The organism is Pseudomonas sp. SIMBA_067 (assembly GCF_046534675.1).
Classification (GTDB): Bacteria; Pseudomonadota; Gammaproteobacteria; order Pseudomonadales; family Pseudomonadaceae; genus Aquipseudomonas; species Aquipseudomonas putida.
This window is the reverse complement of sequence record NZ_JAWRYH010000002.1, coordinates 80,007-95,647: the sequence shown is the minus strand read 5'-3', so window position 1 is coordinate 95,647 and position 15,641 is coordinate 80,007. Positions and strand designations below refer to the sequence as shown.

Sequence of the window (15,641 nt, the reverse complement as noted above, 5' to 3'; positions counted from 1 at the left end):
TCCTGAAATTTACCGATGGTGTATGTCGCCAGCCGTCCGCTGGAAATGGCGGACCTGGATCTGGAAACCGTTACGCAAGCCCACGTACAGGCTGTCCCCATGGGCCAGCCCGGCAGCGTTGGCCCAGCGGGCCAGGTCGTCCTGTTCAAAGCCAAGCCACAGGTCGCCGCAGGCGTCCCGCGCCCACCCCTGGTCATGGCTGCACAATTCGGTGACCAGCAGGCTACCGCCTGCCTTCACCCGTTTGGCCAACTGGCGCAAGGCCAGGGCCGGGTCGCTGAAATGGTGCAGCACCATGTTCAGCACAACGCAGTCGGCGGCCACATCCGTTGCACCCAGTGCATCGGCCAACTGCAGGTTCACGTTGTCGAGCCCCTCGCGCTGGCACACTTGGCGCGCCAGTTCGAGCATGGTCGGGCTGTTGTCCAGGGCGGTCACCTGGGCGAAGCGCCGGGCCAGGTCGGGGAGGAAGCCGCCGTCACCGGGGCCGACCTCCAGGGCGCTGGCGGCCGGGTCGAAATGCAGTTTGTCGAGTAGCGCAAGCAGGCTTTCGCGGTACTGTGGCAGGCCGGCGATCAGGTCTTGCTGAGCGCGAAACTTTTCTTCAACGCGCAGGAAGAAGTCCTGGCTGGTGGCCGCACGGCGCTGCTGCACCTGGGCGATCCGCGCCTGCACATCTGGCGGCAGGACCAGGTCGTCGACTTCATCGAGCAGCGCCGCATGCAGCCGACCGCCCAGGCGCAGGCCGTCGGGCAGGGCACGGCGATAGAAGATGGCGTTACCTTCGCGGCGGGTTGCCACCAGCTCGGCCTGGGCCAGCACCTTCAGGTGGTGGCTCATGCCCGACTGGCCGATGTCGAAGATCTGCGCCAGCTCCAGCACGCCGAACGAATCGTTGGCCAGTGCGCGCAAAACATTCAGGCGCAGCGCATCGCCACTGGCTTTGCACAGGGCGGCCAATGCTTCGCGTTGCTCGGGAATCGATTGCGCACGGAGGTTCATGGGGCGGCAGTCTAGACAGGCATCGATGCCCTAGCAAGGCCAATATCAAAAAGTTTTGATATTGGGTGATAGGCGGAGCGGTTAACCCGGTTTTGCCCCGAATTGAATGCCAATCACAGGAAAATCCCCCGACTGCGACCATACGTCATTGCCCCAAGCCCCCCCAGTGGGCGAAAATGGCCGCCTTTTTCGTAACACTACCTATTCAAGCCCCCAGGAGATCAGCGATGCCCAGCCGTCGTGAACGTGCCAACGCCATTCGTGCACTCAGCATGGATGCCGTGCAAAAGGCCAACAGCGGCCATCCAGGTGCCCCCATGGGCATGGCGGATATCGCCGAAGTGCTTTGGCGCGACTATCTGAAGCACAACCCGAGCAACCCGAGTTTCGCCGACCGTGACCGCTTCGTGCTGTCCAACGGCCACGGCTCGATGCTGATCTACTCGCTGCTGCACCTGACCGGCTACGACGTCACCATCGACGACCTCAAATCGTTCCGCCAGCTGCACAGCCGTACCCCGGGCCACCCGGAGTTCGGCTACACCGCAGGTGTGGAGACCACCACCGGCCCGCTGGGCCAAGGCCTGGCCAACGCCGTGGGCTTCGCCCTGGCCGAGAAGGTACTGGGCGCCCAGTTCAACCGTGAAGGCCACAACGTCGTCGACCACAACACCTACGTGTTCCTGGGCGACGGCTGCATGATGGAAGGCATCTCCCACGAAGTCGCCTCGCTGGCCGGCACCTTGGGCCTGAACAAGCTGGTTGCCTTCTATGACGACAACGGCATCTCCATCGACGGTGAAGTGGAAGGCTGGTTCACTGACGACACGCCGAAGCGTTTCGAGTCCTACAACTGGCTGGTGATCCGCAACGTCGATGGCCACGACGCTGAAGAAATCCGCACCGCCATCGAGACCGCCCGCAAGAGCGATCGCCCGACCCTGATCTGCTGCAAGACCATCATCGGTTTCGGTTCGCCGAACAAGCAGGGCAAGGAAGACTGCCACGGTGCTCCGCTGGGCAACGACGAAATCACCCTGGCGCGCAAGGAACTGAACTGGAACCACGGTCCGTTCGAAGTACCTGCCGACATCTATGCCGAGTGGGATGCCAAGGACGCTGGCGCCAAGGTCGAAGCCGAGTGGAACAAGCGCTTCGACGCCTACGCCGCTGCCTTCCCTGAGCTGGCAGGCGAACTCAAGCGCCGCCTGAGCGGTGAGCTGCCAGCCGACTTCGCGGAAAAAGCCGCTGCCTATATTGCTGAAGTCGCGGCCAAGGGCGAGACCATTGCCAGCCGCAAGGCCAGCCAGAACACCCTGAACGCCTTCGGCCCGCTGCTGCCGGAACTGCTGGGCGGCTCGGCCGACCTGGCCGGCTCCAACCTGACCCTGTGGAAAGGTTGCAAGGGCGTCAGCCATGAAGATGCCAATGGCAACTACATGTACTACGGCGTGCGCGAGTTCGGCATGACCGCCATCATGAACGGCGTTGCCCTGCACGGTGGCCTGGTGCCTTACGGCGCGACCTTCCTGATGTTCATGGAATACGCCCGCAACGCCGTGCGCATGTCTGCCCTGATGAAGCAGCGTGTGATCCACGTCTACACCCACGACTCCATCGGCCTGGGCGAAGACGGCCCGACTCACCAGCCGATCGAGCAGCTGGCCAGCCTGCGCTGCACGCCGAACCTGGACACCTGGCGCCCCGCTGACGCCGTTGAGTCGGCGGTTTCCTGGAAGCACGCCCTGGAGCGCAAGGATGGCCCTTCGGCGCTGATCTTCTCGCGTCAGAACCTGCAGCACCAGGACCGCGACGCCCAGCAGATCGCTGACATCGCCCGTGGCGGTTACGTGCTGAAAGACTGTGCTGGCGAGCCTGAGCTGATCCTGATCGCCACCGGTTCCGAAGTGGGCCTTGCCGTTCAGGCGTTCGACAAACTGACCGAGCAAGGCCGCAAGGTGCGCGTCGTGTCGATGCCAAGCACTAGCGTGTTCGACGCCCAGGACGCTGCCTACAAGCAGTCCGTGCTGCCGTTGGAAGTGGGGGCGCGCATCGCCATCGAAGCCGCCCATGCCGACTTCTGGTACAAGTACGTCGGCCTGGAAGGTCGTATCATTGGCATGACCACCTACGGTGAGTCGGCCCCGGCCTCTGCACTGTTCGAAGAATTCGGTTTCACCCTGGAGAACATCCTGGGCACTGCCGAAGAGCTGCTGGAAGACTGATACAAGGAAGGCGAGGGCCTTTGGCCCTCGTTCGCGGCACAAGGCCGCTCCTACAGGGTATTGCATACGCCGTCCCCTGTAGGAGCGGCCTTGTGCCGCGAATGGGCCGCGCAGCGGCCCCGTTCAACTGCCGGAGTTCAAGAGCTACCTATGTCCCACCTGCGTCCCTACAAAGTTGCACTCAACGGTTATGGCCGCATCGGCCGCTGTGTCCTGCGCGCGCTGTTCGAGCGGGGGGCGAAGGCCGGTTTCGAGATCGTCGCGCTGAACGACCTGGCCGACCAGGCCAGCCTGGAATACCTGACACGCTTCGACTCCACCCACGGGCGGTTCCCCGGTGAGGTGAAAGTCGACGGCGACTGTCTGCATATCAATGGCGACTGCGTGAAGGTAATGCGCAGTGCCACCCCCGAAGGCATCGACTGGGCCTCGCTGGGTATCGACCTGGTACTGGAGTGCTCGGGTGCCTATAACACCCGTGCCGATGGCCAGCGTTTCCTCGACGCCGGCGCGCCACGTGTGCTGTTCTCGCAGCCCATGGCCAGCGAGGCCGACGTTGACGCCACGGTGGTCTACGGTATCAATCAGGCCTGCCTGACCGGCAGCGAACGCCTGGTGTCCAATGCCTCGTGTACCACCAACTGCGGCGTGCCGCTGCTACGTGTGCTGGACCAGGCGTTCGGCATCGAGTACGTGCAGATCACCACCATCCACTCGGCGATGAACGACCAGCCGGTAATCGACGCCTACCACCACGAAGACCTGCGCCGCACGCGTTCGGCCTTCCAGTCGGTGATCCCGGTGTCCACTGGTCTGGCACGTGGCATCGAGCGCCTGCTCCCGGAACTTGCCGGGCGAATCCAGGCCAAAGCGGTACGTGTACCGACCGTCAACGTCTCGTGCCTGGACATCACCCTGCAGACCGCCCGCGACACCAGTGCGGCCGAGGTCAACCGGGTGCTGCGCGAGGCCGCGCTGGAAGGCCCGCTGAAAGGCTTGCTGGCCTACACCGAGCTGCCGCACGCCAGCTGTGATTTCAACCATGACCCGCATTCGGCGATTGTCGATGCCAGCCAGACCCGCGTTTCCGGCCCCCGCCTGGTGAACCTGCTGGCCTGGTTCGACAACGAATGGGGTTTTGCCAACCGTATGCTCGACGTTGCCGAACACTTTCTGCACGTCGTTCACCCAACCCGCAACAAACAGCCCTGAAGGACTGCATTCATGACCGTGTTGAAGATGACCGACCTCGACCTGCAAGGTAAGCGCGTACTGATCCGCGAAGACCTCAACGTGCCTGTGAAGGACGGTGTGGTAACCAGCGATGCGCGTATCCTGGCAGCGCTGCCGACCATCAAGCTGGCCCTGGAGAAGGGCGCGGCGGTAATGGTCTGCTCGCACCTGGGCCGCCCGACCGAAGGTGAATTCTCTGCCGAGAACAGCCTCAAGCCGGTTGCCGACTACCTGAGCAAGGCCCTTGGCCGTGACGTGCCACTGGTTGCCGACTACCTGGACGGTGTCGCGGTACAGGCCGGTGAGCTGGTGCTGTTCGAGAACGTGCGCTTCAACAAGGGCGAGAAAAAGAACGCAGACGAGCTGGCGCAGAAGTACGCTGCCCTGTGTGACGTGTTCGTCATGGACGCCTTCGGCACCGCCCACCGCGCCGAAGGTTCCACTCACGGTGTAGCCAAGTTTGCCAAAGTCGCTGCTGCAGGCCCGCTGCTGGCTGCTGAACTGGACGCCCTGGGCAAGGCCCTGAAGGCCCCGGCCAAGCCAATGGCAGCCATCGTTGCCGGTTCCAAGGTATCGACCAAGCTGGACGTACTGAACAGCCTGAGCTCGGTCTGCGACCAACTGATCGTTGGTGGCGGGATTGCCAACACCTTCCTGGCCGCTGCTGGCCACCCGGTTGGCAAGTCCCTGTACGAGCCTGACCTGGTCGACACCGCCAAGGCCATCGCCGCCAAGGTCAGCGTGCCGCTGCCCGTCGACGTGGTGGTTGCCAAGGAGTTCGCCGAGAGCGCCGAAGCTACCGTCAAGGCCATCGCCGACGTTGCTGCCGACGACATGATCCTGGACATCGGCCCGCAAACTGCAGCCAACTTCGCCGAGCTGCTGAAGTCGTCGAAGACCATCCTGTGGAACGGCCCGGTCGGCGTGTTCGAGTTCGACCAGTTCGGCAACGGCACCAAGGTGCTGGCCAAAGCCATTGCCGAGAGCGCAGCGTTCTCCATCGCCGGTGGCGGTGACACCCTGGCAGCCATCGACAAATATGGCGTCAGCGAGCAAATCTCCTACATTTCTACCGGTGGTGGTGCTTTCCTCGAGTTCGTCGAGGGCAAGGTCCTGCCAGCGGTGGCAATCCTGGAAGAGCGGGCCAAGGCCTGATGACGTCGGCGCTTGGCAAAGGGAGTGGCCTGATGGTCAAGCAATTGCCTGTGATGATGCTGGCTGGCCTGCTGAGCGCCTGCTCTGGCAGCCCGGCCTCGGATGGCGACCCGGCGCATCCGCCCAAGGGTGGTTGCTACCAGTCCGAGTGGCAGGCCGAAACCGTGCCGGTCATCAGCAAGCGCGTGGGCCCGGAAGGCCTGGAAAAGTACGACGAAGACCACCAGCGCAAGGCGCCGGGTTGCCCTTGACCCCGGCGTTTCGTCGGGCCAGGCAACCAAGCGACCGCTGTGTGGTCATCTAGAGGATATGTAATGAAAGCGCTTTTGGCCGTAACGGCCCTGGCGACACTGGCAGGATGCTCACTGCTGCAGCCGGCGCAATCCGCCCCGGCAGACAACTGGACCCGTTGGGTCTGCGACACCCAGACCGAAGTGCTGTGGCGCTTCGCCGATGCACAGCGCGACCAGGTCGACGTACGCCTTGGCGGCGGTGACCAGGTCTACCGGCTCAAGTCCGAGCCGGGTGCTTCGGGTGCGCTGTACAGCGATGGCATGCTGGCCTTCCACACCAAGGGCGAAGAAGGCCTGGTGTACTGGGTGGCAACCAACGACCTGATTGGGCGGGGCTGCAAGGCACCGTGACTGGCCGGGCCGCGTGAATGGCCCACACTACTTGAACAGCAACCGCCCCTGCGGCAGGCTTGCACGAAACAAACGACGCTTGTCGGGAGAGAGATACACAATGGCACTCATTAGCATGCGCCAGATGCTGGACCACGCCGCCGAGTTCGGTTACGGCGTACCAGCTTTCAACGTCAACAACCTTGAGCAGATGCGCGCCATCATGGAAGCGGCTGACAAGACCGACTCCCCGGTGATCGTCCAGGCCTCGGCCGGTGCCCGCAAATATGCCGGTGCCCCGTTCCTGCGTCACCTGATCCTGGCTGCGATCGAAGAATTCCCGCACATCCCGGTGTGCATGCACCAGGACCACGGAACCAGCCCTGACGTCTGCCAGCGCTCCATCCAGCTGGGCTTCAGCTCGGTGATGATGGACGGTTCGCTGGGCGAAGACGGCAAGACCCCGACCGACTACGAGTACAACGTCCGCGTTACTCAGCAGACCGTTGCCATGGCGCACGCCTGCGGCGTTTCGGTAGAAGGCGAGCTGGGCTGCCTGGGTTCTCTGGAAACCGGCATGGCCGGTGAAGAAGACGGCATCGGCGCCGAAGGCGTGCTGGACCACAGCCAGATGCTGACCGATCCGGAAGAAGCGGCCGACTTCGTCAAGAAGACCCAGGTCGACGCCCTGGCGATCGCCATCGGTACCAGCCACGGTGCCTACAAGTTCACCAAGCCACCTACCGGTGACGTGCTGGCCATCGACCGCATCAAGGAAATCCACAAGCGCATCCCCAACACCCACCTGGTGATGCACGGTTCTTCCTCGGTACCGCAAGAGTGGCTGGCGATCATCAACCAGTACGGCGGCGACATCAAGGAAACCTACGGTGTACCGGTCGAAGAGATCGTTGAAGGCATCAAGCACGGCGTGCGCAAGGTCAACATCGACACCGACCTGCGTCTGGCTTCCACCGGTGCAATGCGTCGCTTGATGGCGCAGAACCCGAGCGAGTTCGACCCACGCAAGTTCTTCGGTGAAACCGTCAAAGCCATGCGTGACGTGTGCATCGCCCGTTACGAAGCCTTCGGCACCGCGGGTAATGCCTCGAAGATCAAGCCGATCTCCCTGGAAGGCATGTACCAGCGCTACCTGAAAGGTGAGCTGGCCGCCAAGGTCAACTGATCGACCGGCAGCCGTAAAAAACCCGCAGTGATGCGGGTTTTTTTTGGGGCGACAAAAAGCCGGAGGATAAATCCGGCAGACCGACCGTTAGTCGGCTACCGTACAGTTGAACCGCTGATAGCGTTCTGATTGCATTGCGTGTTACCACCTCAGGTCTAGAGTACTAATGGATCCAACCGTATTTTGAAGTCGGTCACATAATCGAGAAGCAGCATGGATGGCGCTCAAGCTCAAGTTCAACCACAGCCACTGGATGGCTGCTCGGTTCTACTGGTGGTAGATGACTACCCGGAGAACCTTATCAGCATGCGGGCGTTGCTGGCCCGGCAGGATTGGCAAGTGTTGACGGCAAGCTCGGGGACGGAAGCCTTGAGTGCGTTGCTCGAACACGATGTCGACCTGGTCTTGCTGGATGTACAGATGCCGGAGATGGATGGTTTCGAAGTCGCCCGGCTGATGCGTGGCAGCCAGCGCACCCGGCTGACACCCATCATATTCCTCACCGCCAACGAACAGTCCGAAGCCGCCGTGCTCAAAGGGTACGCCAGCGGCGCTGTGGACTACATGTTCAAACCGTTCGACCCGCAAATTCTCAAGCCCAAGGTCCAGGCCTTGCTCGATCAGCAACGCAACCGGCGCATGCTGCAGCGCCTGACGCGCGAACTGGAAGCGGCCAGGGCGTTCAATGCGTCGATCCTGGAGAATGCCGCCGAAGGCATCCTGGTGGTGGATGCCCAGGGCATCATCAGTTTTGCCAACCCGGCCATTTCACGCTTGCTGTCTGCCCCGATGCAGCAACTGCAGGGCGTGCACCTGCTCGACCTGGTGCAACTGACCAGTGCCAGCCTGTGGGGTGATTCTGACTTCTACCAGGCCTACCTGGGGCGGCGTATCTTCCGGGTGCATGATGCCCAGCTGCGTACCCCCGGCGGCGAACTGGTGCCGGTGGCGTTGTCCTGCGCACCGCTGCCGGCTGACCAGCAGGCCATGGTGGTCACCGTGCTGGACATGTCGGTGGTGCGCAACCTCCACCAGCAGCTGGAATACCAGGCCGTGACCGACCCGCTCACCGGCCTGCTCAACCGCCGCGGTTTCTACCAGGCTGCCGAAGGTGCGCTGCTGCGCAACGAGCGCTCGGACAAGGCGCAGGCGTTGATGTACATGGACCTGGATGGCTTCAAGCGCATCAACGACTCGTTGGGCCACGACACCGGTGACCGCGTCCTACGCTGGGTGGGCGAGCAACTCAAGGATTGCCTGGGCAGCGAGGCCTTGCTGGCACGCATGGGAGGGGATGAATTCACCGCGCTTTTCGACAGCCTGCCCTATCCCGAACAGGCCGGGCGCTATGCCGAGAAACTGCTTGAGCGTATTTCCATCAGCCACCAGATCGAAGGGCTGGATGTGTGCCTTGGGGTCAGCATCGGCATCGCCACCTTCCCGGACTGCGGGGCCAATGTGGAAGGCCTGCTGCGCGCAGCCGATGCGGCGATGTACGCCGCCAAGCAGGCCGGGCGCCAGCAGTACCGTTTCTACGACCAGGAGCTCAACGGCCGGGCGCGTTCGCGGCTGATGCTGGAAGACAGTGTGCGCGCCGCCATCGAGCAGCAGGACTTCACCTTGGTGTACCAGCCGCAGGTGTCCTTCATTGATGGCCGACTGCGTGGCTTCGAGGCCTTGTTGCGCTGGCAGCACCCCAGCGTCGGCGACGTGCCGCCGGGGCTGTTCATTCCATTGCTGGAAGAAGCCCGCCTGATCAACCGCCTGGCCAGCTGGATCTACCGCCAGGGGGCCGCCCAGCGCCACGCCTGGTACGACCGGTTTCCCGCCGACCTTGTGCTTGGCATCAGCCTGAGCCGCGCGCAGTTTGTCATGCCCGGCCTGGTAGAGGAGTTGCAGCGGGTGATCCAGCTTTACCAGCTGGACCCGGCGCAGCTGGAGGTGGAAGTCGCGGAAACTTCGCTGATGTACAACATCGATGCGGCGGTCAAACAGATACACCGCTTGCGCGAGCTGGGGGTGCGGGTGGCCCTGGACGATTTTGGCGCCGGCGACTGCTCGTTGCGCATGCTGCGTGACTTGCCGATCGACACCTTGAAGCTCGACCGCCACCTGGTGGCGCGCTTGCCCGATTCGGCAGTGGATGCTGCCCTGGTCCGCAGCGTCATCGGCCTGTGCGCCGACTACGGCATCACAGTGATCGCCGAGGGTGTGGAAACCCCGGCCCAGGCGGCTTGGCTGAAGGCCAATGGTTGCGAATACGTGCAGGGTTTCCTGGTGGCGTACCCGATGACCGCGGCGGATGCCAACGGCTTCCCGGCGATTTTCTCCTGGCCTGGCCCGTGATTGGCTAGAATCGGCATTCGTTACGCCGAATGCAGCGCCATGACCGTATTACGTTACTTGCAAGCCTACCCCCCGCACCTGCAAGAGCAGGTGCGGCAGATGATCGACAGCGACCGCCTGGGCGAATACCTCCAGCGCCGCTATCCCGACCGCCATGACGTGCAAAGCGACAAGGCGCTGTACGGCTATGCCCAGGACCTGCGCCAGCAATACCTGCGCAGTGCGCCGAACCTGGACAAGGTGCTGTTCGACAACCGCCTCGACCTGACCCATCGGGCCCTGGGCCTGAACACGGCGGTTTCGCGGGTGCAGGGCGGCAAGCTCAAGGCGAAGAAGGAAATCCGCATTGCCTCGCTGTTCAAGGAAGCTGCGCCGCAGTTCTTGCGCATGATCGTGGTGCACGAACTGGCGCACCTGCGCGAGCGCGATCACAACAAGGCGTTCTACCAGCTCTGCCAGCACATGGAGCCGGACTACCACCAACTGGAATTCGACCTGCGCGTCTACCTGACCTATCGGGAGCTGCCAGGCAACTGCTAAGGACCCCGCAGCATGGAAGTGAGCAAGACCAAGAGCAGCTTCTACCGTCGCCTGTACGTCGCCTGGCTGATCGACAGCCAGACCGCGACCAGCGTGCCCGCCCTGATGGAGGCCACCGGCATGCCGCGGCGCACGGCCCAGGACACCATCGCCGCCCTGGCCGACCTGGACATCGTCTGCGAGTTCGAACAGCAGGAAGGCGCACGCAACCACGCCGGGCATTACCGCATTCATGACTGGGGGGCGATCGACAAGCAGTGGATCATCCGCCATCTGCGGCAGATCCGCGAAGTGCTGGGTTACCCCTGAAGCATTTGGGGCCCAGGCCTGTGCGGAACCTGTGGCAGCTGGCTTGCCGGCGAAAGGGGGGCAAAGCACCCCCGGCAATGTCAGCCTTTGCGCATCCCGATGTGCGGGATGTCATCTTCAAGATGTTCCTCGCCCACCACCGCAAACCCATGGCGGGCATAAAACTCCTGCAAATGCGCCTGCGCCGACAGGTAAACCGGTACTCCCGGCCAGCAATGCTCTGCCGCCTCCAGCCCCTTGAGCAGCAACGGGTGCCCCAGTTTCAGGCCGCGCGCTTCGGGGGCGGTCACCACCCGCCCGATAACCACATCCCCGCCCTGGGACTGCGGGTCGAGCAAGCGCAGATAAGCCACCAGCTTGTCGTCCTGCCAGGCCATCAGGTGCACGGTATCGCCGCTCAGGTCCTGGCCATCGACTTCCTGGTACGCGCAGCGCTGTTCGACCACAAACACTTCGGTGCGCAACTGCAGAATGGCGTAGAGCTGCTCCTTGCCGAGGTCGGTGTGGTGCTTGCAGAGCCAGTCGATGGACATGGGCGAACTCCTTGAGTGGGTAGTCGATCATCGCACGTCGTCGGTGCTTCGGCCAAAATAGAGGCTAAATGACACTATTGGCCGCTGCCCTTGGTAACAGCTTTGTGTAATCTCTTCGGCAGTGTGTGCCCACCATTGCGAAAGGACTTGAGCATGCGGCCACTGCTTTGTGTTCTGGGATTACTGGCAATGCTGGGGGCCACGGCCGCCCCGGGTCACGACAAGCTACGCCTGGTGGCTGACAACTGGCCACCGTTCACGGATGCCAATATGCCGGGCGGCGGCCTGGCGACCAGCATCGTCACCACGGCGCTGGCCCGTGCCGGCTACACCAGCAGCTATGAAGAAGCGCCCTGGGCGCGGGCGCTGCTGGGGGTAGGTGAAGGGCGCTACGACATACTGATCAATGCCTGGTACAACGACTCGCGCACCAACATCGGGCAGTTTTCCAGTGCCTACCTGACTAACCGCATTCGCCTGCTGCAACGCACGGGCGAAGCGTTCCACTACAAAGGCCAGTCGGATCTGTACCCCTACACCATCGCCGTAGTGCGTGATTACGCCTATTCACCGGAATTCGACGGCGATACCCGCCTGCACAAGGTGCCGGTGCGCAACTTTTCGTCGGCGGTACGCATGCTGGCGGCAGGGCGGGTGAACCTGGCGGTGGAAGACGAGTACGTGGCCCGCTACAACCTGCAGCGTGAGCCGCAGGAAGTGCGTGATGGGGTAATGCTGGTGGAGCCGCCGCTGGGGGAGAACACCCTGCATATCCTGGTGAGCCTGAAGCACCCGGAGCATAAGCGCATTGTCGAGCGTTTCGAGCAGGCCATCGCGGCGATGAAGGCCGATGGCAGCTATGACCGGCTGTTGCGCCAGCATGGCTTCTGATCTGTATCGCCTGTGCTGGCCTCTTCGCGGGCACAGGCAACAAAGCAATCAGGCCGGCGCACCTTCCTTGATCAGGTGTGCCGCCAAGGTCCGCAACGGCCCCAACTGCCGGCAAATCAACGCCAACTGTGTCTGCACCAACCGCTGATGTTCATCCAGCTCTTCCGGCATCTGCTCCAGCGCATTGGCCAGCGCCTCTTCGGCATCGCTGTGAATCGCCACCGGTAGCCGTGCGGCCAGGCCGTTGGCAATCTCGTCCAGGCTGCTGGCCAGGCTTTGCCCGGCGCCCTCGATCAACTGCTCCTGCACCTCTGCCGGCAAGGCCGTGTCACGGTGCGCGCCCAGCCCCGAGAGGTAGCTGAGCAAGGTGTGCGACAGCACCAGGAAGCGGAAGCCGACGTCGGCTTCCTTACGGAAGTGCCCAGGCTCCATCAGCATGTTGGCCAAGGTCGTGGACAGCGCGGCGTCGGCGTTATGGGCGTTGCGCCGGGCCAGGCGGTAGGCCAGGTCGTCGCGCTTGCCGTGGGCATACTGCTGCATGATCTGGCGCAGGTACACGCTGGCGCAGGCCAGGGTATTGGCCAGCGCCTTGTTCAACCGTCGCCCTTGCCAGTCCGGCAGGAACAGGAACACCGCCAGGATGGCGATCAGGCTGCCCACCAGGGTATCGAACAGGCGCGGCAGGAACAGGCCGTAGCCATCGCCGATCTGGTTGAAGCAGAACAGCACCATCAGGGTGATCGCGGCGGTGGCCAGGGTGTAGCGGGTGGTGCGGTTGACGAAGAACACCACCCCGGCAACCACGGCGAACAGCGACTGGATGACCGGGTTGGGGAACAGGTCGAACAACGCCCAGCCCACTGTCAGGCCAACGGCGGTGCCGAAGATTCGCTGCACCAGCTTACGCCGGGTTGCACCGTAGTTGGGCTGGCACACGAACAGCGTGGTCAGGATGATCCAGTACCCCTGGGTCGGGTGGATCAGGTGCACCATGCCGTAGCCGATCGACAGCGCCAGCGGCAGGCGCAGGGCGTGACGGAACAACAGCGAAGTCGGCGTGAGCTGGGTGCGCAGGCGCTTCCACACGTCCTTCAGCGAGCGTGGCGAGCGGTCGAGCAGGCTGCTGTCGCTGGCATCGGCCAGGCTGTCCGGGTTGCTGGCGGCGCTTAGCAGGCGGTCCAGTGTTGCCAGGTTGGCGGCCAGTGCCCGCAGCGAACGCAACAGGCTGCGCCAGGCCGGGTTGTTCTGGAGGCGCAGGTGCTCCAGCGAGGCGTTGAGGTCTTCGAGGGCTTCTGGATAACCACTGGCCAGCACAAACGGCTGGCGCAGGCGGATCGAGCGGGCCAGCTCCTGGCAGGACGAGCCTTGTTTACGCAGCAGGCGCTGGCAGCGGAACATCACGTCGCTGTGGAAAAACGCTTCGGTCAGGCCGTTGTAGGGGTAGTGCGAGGCACTGACTCGCTCGTGAATGTCCTGGGCCAGGAAGTACAGTTTGAGGTAGCGGCTGACCTTGGAGTTCGGCTGGCTGTTGCCCACGCGGTGCAGGATGATCTCCTTGGCTGCGTTGAGCGCTGCCACCACCTTGCCGTTCTGCTGGGCCAGCTCCAGGCGCCGGGCCTCGACGTCGAGGGTGCGGATGGGCTCGAACAGGCTGGCCTTGAGCTTGAGGTAGCTGCCCAGTTCGAAGAACAGCTTGGCCAGGCTCTGCTGCACCGGCTGGTTGGAAAACAACGCCTGCCAAAGTACCGAAAGCAGCCCGTACCAGGCCGCACCGGCCACCAGCAACAGTGGCTCGTGCCAGAAGTCCGTCACTTGGCCACCGCGCTGGTCCACACCGATCATGGTGTAAACCGCCGTGATGAGTGTCGCCGAGGCTATCGCACCATAGCGCTCGCCCAACGCGCCGAGCATGGTCAGGCCGAACGCCGCCAAGGCCAGGGCGATGGCGAAGATCCAGGGGTAGGGGAACAGTAACTCGACCGCCAGCGCAGCGATGGCGAAACACACCAAGGTAACGGCCAGGGCGCTGAGGCGGCCCTGCCAGCTGTCGTCGGTCTCGGCCAGGGCGCTGGCGATGATGCCGAGGAACAGCGGAATCAGCAGGGCCATCTCGTTCTGGTACCAGCACAGGGCCAGGCTGCCGGTGAGGGCGATGGTGACCCGGATGCTGTAGCTGAACTTGTCTTGGCCCCACAGGCGACGCAGTGACTGACGGAACGAGCTCGATGACATGATGGCCTGCTAGGCAGTGAGCGAAGAATGCATTGCAGCACGGGCCAGCAAGAAGCGTTCCGTGCTGCTGAATGGATTCTACTCTACACGAACTGCGCCGCGGCGTTGGCCGATGCCCAGGCCCACTGGAAGTTGAAACCGCCCAGGTGGCCAGTGACATCCAGCACTTCCCCGATGAAGTACAGCCCCGGGCTTTTCAGCGATTCCATGGTCTTGGACGACACTTCGCGGGTATCCACGCCGCCCAAGGTCACTTCGGCGGTGCGGTAGCCTTCGGTGCCGGCCGGCACCACTTGCCAGTTCGCCAGTTTTTCGGCGATTTGCGCCAGTTCCGCCGGGGTGTACTGCTTCATCGGCCTGGACTCGAACCATTGCTCGGCCAGCAGGTTGGCCAGCTTGCGGGTGAATACCTCGCCCAGCACGGTCTTCAGTTCGGCGTTGGCACGTTCGGCCTGCATCTGTTGCAGCCAGGTGAGCGCATCGCGGTCCGGCAGCAGGTTGATTTCGACCGTGTCACCGGCTTCCCAGAACGACGAAATCTGCAGGATCGCCGGGCCGCTCAGCCCGCGGTGGGTGAACAGCAGGTTCTCGCGGAAGCTGGTGCCGTTGCAGCTGGCGGTGCAGTCCAGCGAGGTGCCGGACAACTCGGTGCACAGTGCCTTGAGCTGGGGCTCGGTGATGGTGAACGGCACCAGCCCGGCGCGGGTAGGCAGCAGGGTGTGGCCAAACTGGCGCGCCACCTGGTAGCCGAAGCCGGTGGCGCCCAGGGTCGGGATCGACAGGCCCCCGGTGGCGATCACCAGCGACTGGCAGGCGAACTGGCCGCCGCTGGTCTGCAGCAGGTAGCCGCTTTCGGTCTTCTCGATGTGTTCGATGCTGGTGTGCATGCGGATCTCGGCGCCGGCCTCGTCGCATTCGGCCAGCAGCATGTCGAGGATGTCGCTGGCCTTGTTGTCGCAGAACAGCTGGCCGAGCTTCTTCTCGTGGTAGGCCACGCCATGTTTGCACACCAGCTCGATGAAGTCCCATTGGGTGTAGCGGGCCAGGGCCGACTTGCAGAAGTGCGCATTGTGCGACAGGAAGTTGGCTGGCTCGGTGTACATGTTGGTGAAGTTGCAGCGCCCGCCGCCGGACATGAGGATTTTCTTGCCCGGCTTGTTGGCGTGGTCGAGCAGCAGCACCCGGCGGCCACGGCGGGCGCTGAGCTGGGCGCACATCAGGCCGGCGGCGCCGGCGCCGAGGATGATCACGTCGGTGGAGTGCACGGTGTTACCTCATGGGTAGTTTGGGGCCGCTGTGCGGCCCATCGCCGGCAAGCCAGCTCCCACAGGCCCTGCACAAGCATGAGGCCTGTGGTGGTCCTGTG

At 63.4% G+C, this 15,641-nt stretch carries 14 protein-coding genes; 10 read left to right on the top strand and 4 right to left on the bottom strand.

All coding sequences use genetic code 11. From position 1 onward, the window contains the following. Positions 1-9: 9 nt before the first annotated feature. Positions 10-1,002, bottom strand: a complete 993-nt coding sequence (locus SB765_RS05735) for an ArsR/SmtB family transcription factor (protein ID WP_016501948.1) — start codon at positions 1,000-1,002, stop codon at positions 10-12. A gap of 227 nt (positions 1,003-1,229) precedes the next feature. Here SB765_RS05735 and tkt point away from each other — a divergent pair, with 227 nt between their 5' ends. The 9 genes from tkt (at position 1,230) to SB765_RS05690 (ending at position 10,619) form a co-directional block, all read left to right on the top strand. Next, entirely contained in the window at positions 1,230-3,227 is a 1,998-nt protein-coding gene (gene tkt, locus SB765_RS05730) for a transketolase (protein WP_410931065.1), read from the top strand. A 150-nt stretch (positions 3,228-3,377) separates the two neighbouring features. Beyond that, positions 3,378-4,439 carry an erythrose-4-phosphate dehydrogenase gene (gene epd / locus SB765_RS05725; RefSeq protein ID WP_049272988.1) on the top strand — a complete coding sequence of 354 codons (1,062 nt, stop codon included), beginning with the start codon at positions 3,378-3,380 and terminating at the stop codon, positions 4,437-4,439. A 12-nt stretch (positions 4,440-4,451) separates the two neighbouring features. Next, positions 4,452-5,615: a phosphoglycerate kinase gene (locus SB765_RS05720; RefSeq protein ID WP_016501945.1), complete on the top strand. Its 1,164-nt coding sequence runs from the start codon at positions 4,452-4,454 to the stop codon at positions 5,613-5,615. Next, a complete protein-coding gene (locus tag SB765_RS05715) occupies positions 5,615-5,866 on the top strand; it encodes a hypothetical protein (RefSeq protein ID WP_016489511.1) in 252 nt (83 codons plus the stop codon). Before SB765_RS05720 ends, SB765_RS05715 begins: the two co-directional genes overlap by 1 nt. 63 nt (positions 5,867-5,929) lie before the next feature. Then, entirely contained in the window at positions 5,930-6,259 is a 330-nt protein-coding gene (locus SB765_RS05710; protein ID WP_410931064.1) for an MliC family protein, read from the top strand. Between the two features lie 100 nt (positions 6,260-6,359). Continuing rightward, a complete protein-coding gene (gene fba, locus SB765_RS05705) occupies positions 6,360-7,424 on the top strand; it encodes a class II fructose-bisphosphate aldolase (RefSeq protein ID WP_016501943.1) in 1,065 nt (354 codons plus the stop codon). 213 nt (positions 7,425-7,637) lie between these two features. Further along, entirely contained in the window at positions 7,638-9,770 is a 2,133-nt protein-coding gene (locus SB765_RS05700; RefSeq protein WP_410931063.1) for a putative bifunctional diguanylate cyclase/phosphodiesterase, read from the top strand. Positions 9,771-9,809: 39 nt separating this feature from the next. Next, positions 9,810-10,310 (top strand): M48 family metallopeptidase, encoded by a 501-nt coding sequence (locus SB765_RS05695; protein ID WP_051099874.1) that lies wholly within the window; start codon positions 9,810-9,812, stop codon positions 10,308-10,310. Positions 10,311-10,322: 12 nt separating this feature from the next. Beyond that, entirely contained in the window at positions 10,323-10,619 is a 297-nt protein-coding gene (locus SB765_RS05690; protein WP_003249396.1) for a helix-turn-helix domain-containing protein, read from the top strand. 80 nt (positions 10,620-10,699) lie between these two features. Here SB765_RS05690 and SB765_RS05685 read toward each other — a convergent pair whose 3' ends face one another. Continuing rightward, on the bottom strand, positions 10,700-11,152 hold the full coding sequence (locus SB765_RS05685) for a GNAT family N-acetyltransferase (RefSeq protein WP_410911033.1): 453 nt from the start codon (positions 11,150-11,152) through the stop codon (positions 10,700-10,702). A gap of 153 nt (positions 11,153-11,305) precedes the next feature. Between SB765_RS05685 and SB765_RS05680 the strand changes: the two genes are divergently transcribed. Beyond that, positions 11,306-12,043, top strand: a complete 738-nt coding sequence (locus tag SB765_RS05680) for a substrate-binding periplasmic protein (protein ID WP_341796941.1) — start codon at positions 11,306-11,308, stop codon at positions 12,041-12,043. 48 nt (positions 12,044-12,091) lie between these two features. On the opposite strand, the gene yccS is transcribed toward SB765_RS05680, so the two are convergent. Both yccS and SB765_RS05670 read right to left on the bottom strand, forming a co-directional pair. Next, on the bottom strand, positions 12,092-14,275 hold the full coding sequence (gene yccS, locus SB765_RS05675; protein WP_341796940.1) for a YccS family putative transporter: 2,184 nt from the start codon (positions 14,273-14,275) through the stop codon (positions 12,092-12,094). A gap of 83 nt (positions 14,276-14,358) precedes the next feature. Beyond that, complete coding sequence (locus SB765_RS05670) at positions 14,359-15,540, bottom strand: NAD(P)/FAD-dependent oxidoreductase (protein ID WP_016489502.1); 1,182 nt, start codon at positions 15,538-15,540, stop codon at positions 14,359-14,361. Between the last annotated feature and the right edge of the window lie 101 nt (positions 15,541-15,641).

Bases quoted from the DNA above. Each gene is read 5' to 3' on its own strand.
- yccS (WP_341796940.1), bottom strand. From the start codon at position 14,275: ATGTCATCGAGCTCGTTCCGTCAGTCACTGCGTCGCCTGTGGGGCCAA.
- SB765_RS05720 (WP_016501945.1), top strand. From the start codon at position 4,452: ATGACCGTGTTGAAGATGACCGACCTCGACCTGCAAGGTAAGCGCGTA.
- epd (WP_049272988.1), top strand. From the start codon at position 3,378: ATGTCCCACCTGCGTCCCTACAAAGTTGCACTCAACGGTTATGGCCGC.
- SB765_RS05695 (WP_051099874.1), top strand. From the start codon at position 9,810: ATGACCGTATTACGTTACTTGCAAGCCTACCCCCCGCACCTGCAAGAG.
- SB765_RS05685 (WP_410911033.1), bottom strand. From the start codon at position 11,152: ATGTCCATCGACTGGCTCTGCAAGCACCACACCGACCTCGGCAAGGAG.
- SB765_RS05710 (WP_410931064.1), top strand. From the start codon at position 5,930: ATGAAAGCGCTTTTGGCCGTAACGGCCCTGGCGACACTGGCAGGATGC.
- fba (WP_016501943.1), top strand. From the start codon at position 6,360: ATGGCACTCATTAGCATGCGCCAGATGCTGGACCACGCCGCCGAGTTC.
- SB765_RS05715 (WP_016489511.1), top strand. From the start codon at position 5,615: ATGACGTCGGCGCTTGGCAAAGGGAGTGGCCTGATGGTCAAGCAATTG.
- SB765_RS05735 (WP_016501948.1), bottom strand. From the start codon at position 1,002: ATGAACCTCCGTGCGCAATCGATTCCCGAGCAACGCGAAGCATTGGCC.
- SB765_RS05680 (WP_341796941.1), top strand. From the start codon at position 11,306: ATGCGGCCACTGCTTTGTGTTCTGGGATTACTGGCAATGCTGGGGGCC.
- SB765_RS05700 (WP_410931063.1), top strand. From the start codon at position 7,638: ATGGATGGCGCTCAAGCTCAAGTTCAACCACAGCCACTGGATGGCTGC.
- tkt (WP_410931065.1), top strand. From the start codon at position 1,230: ATGCCCAGCCGTCGTGAACGTGCCAACGCCATTCGTGCACTCAGCATG.
- SB765_RS05690 (WP_003249396.1), top strand. From the start codon at position 10,323: ATGGAAGTGAGCAAGACCAAGAGCAGCTTCTACCGTCGCCTGTACGTC.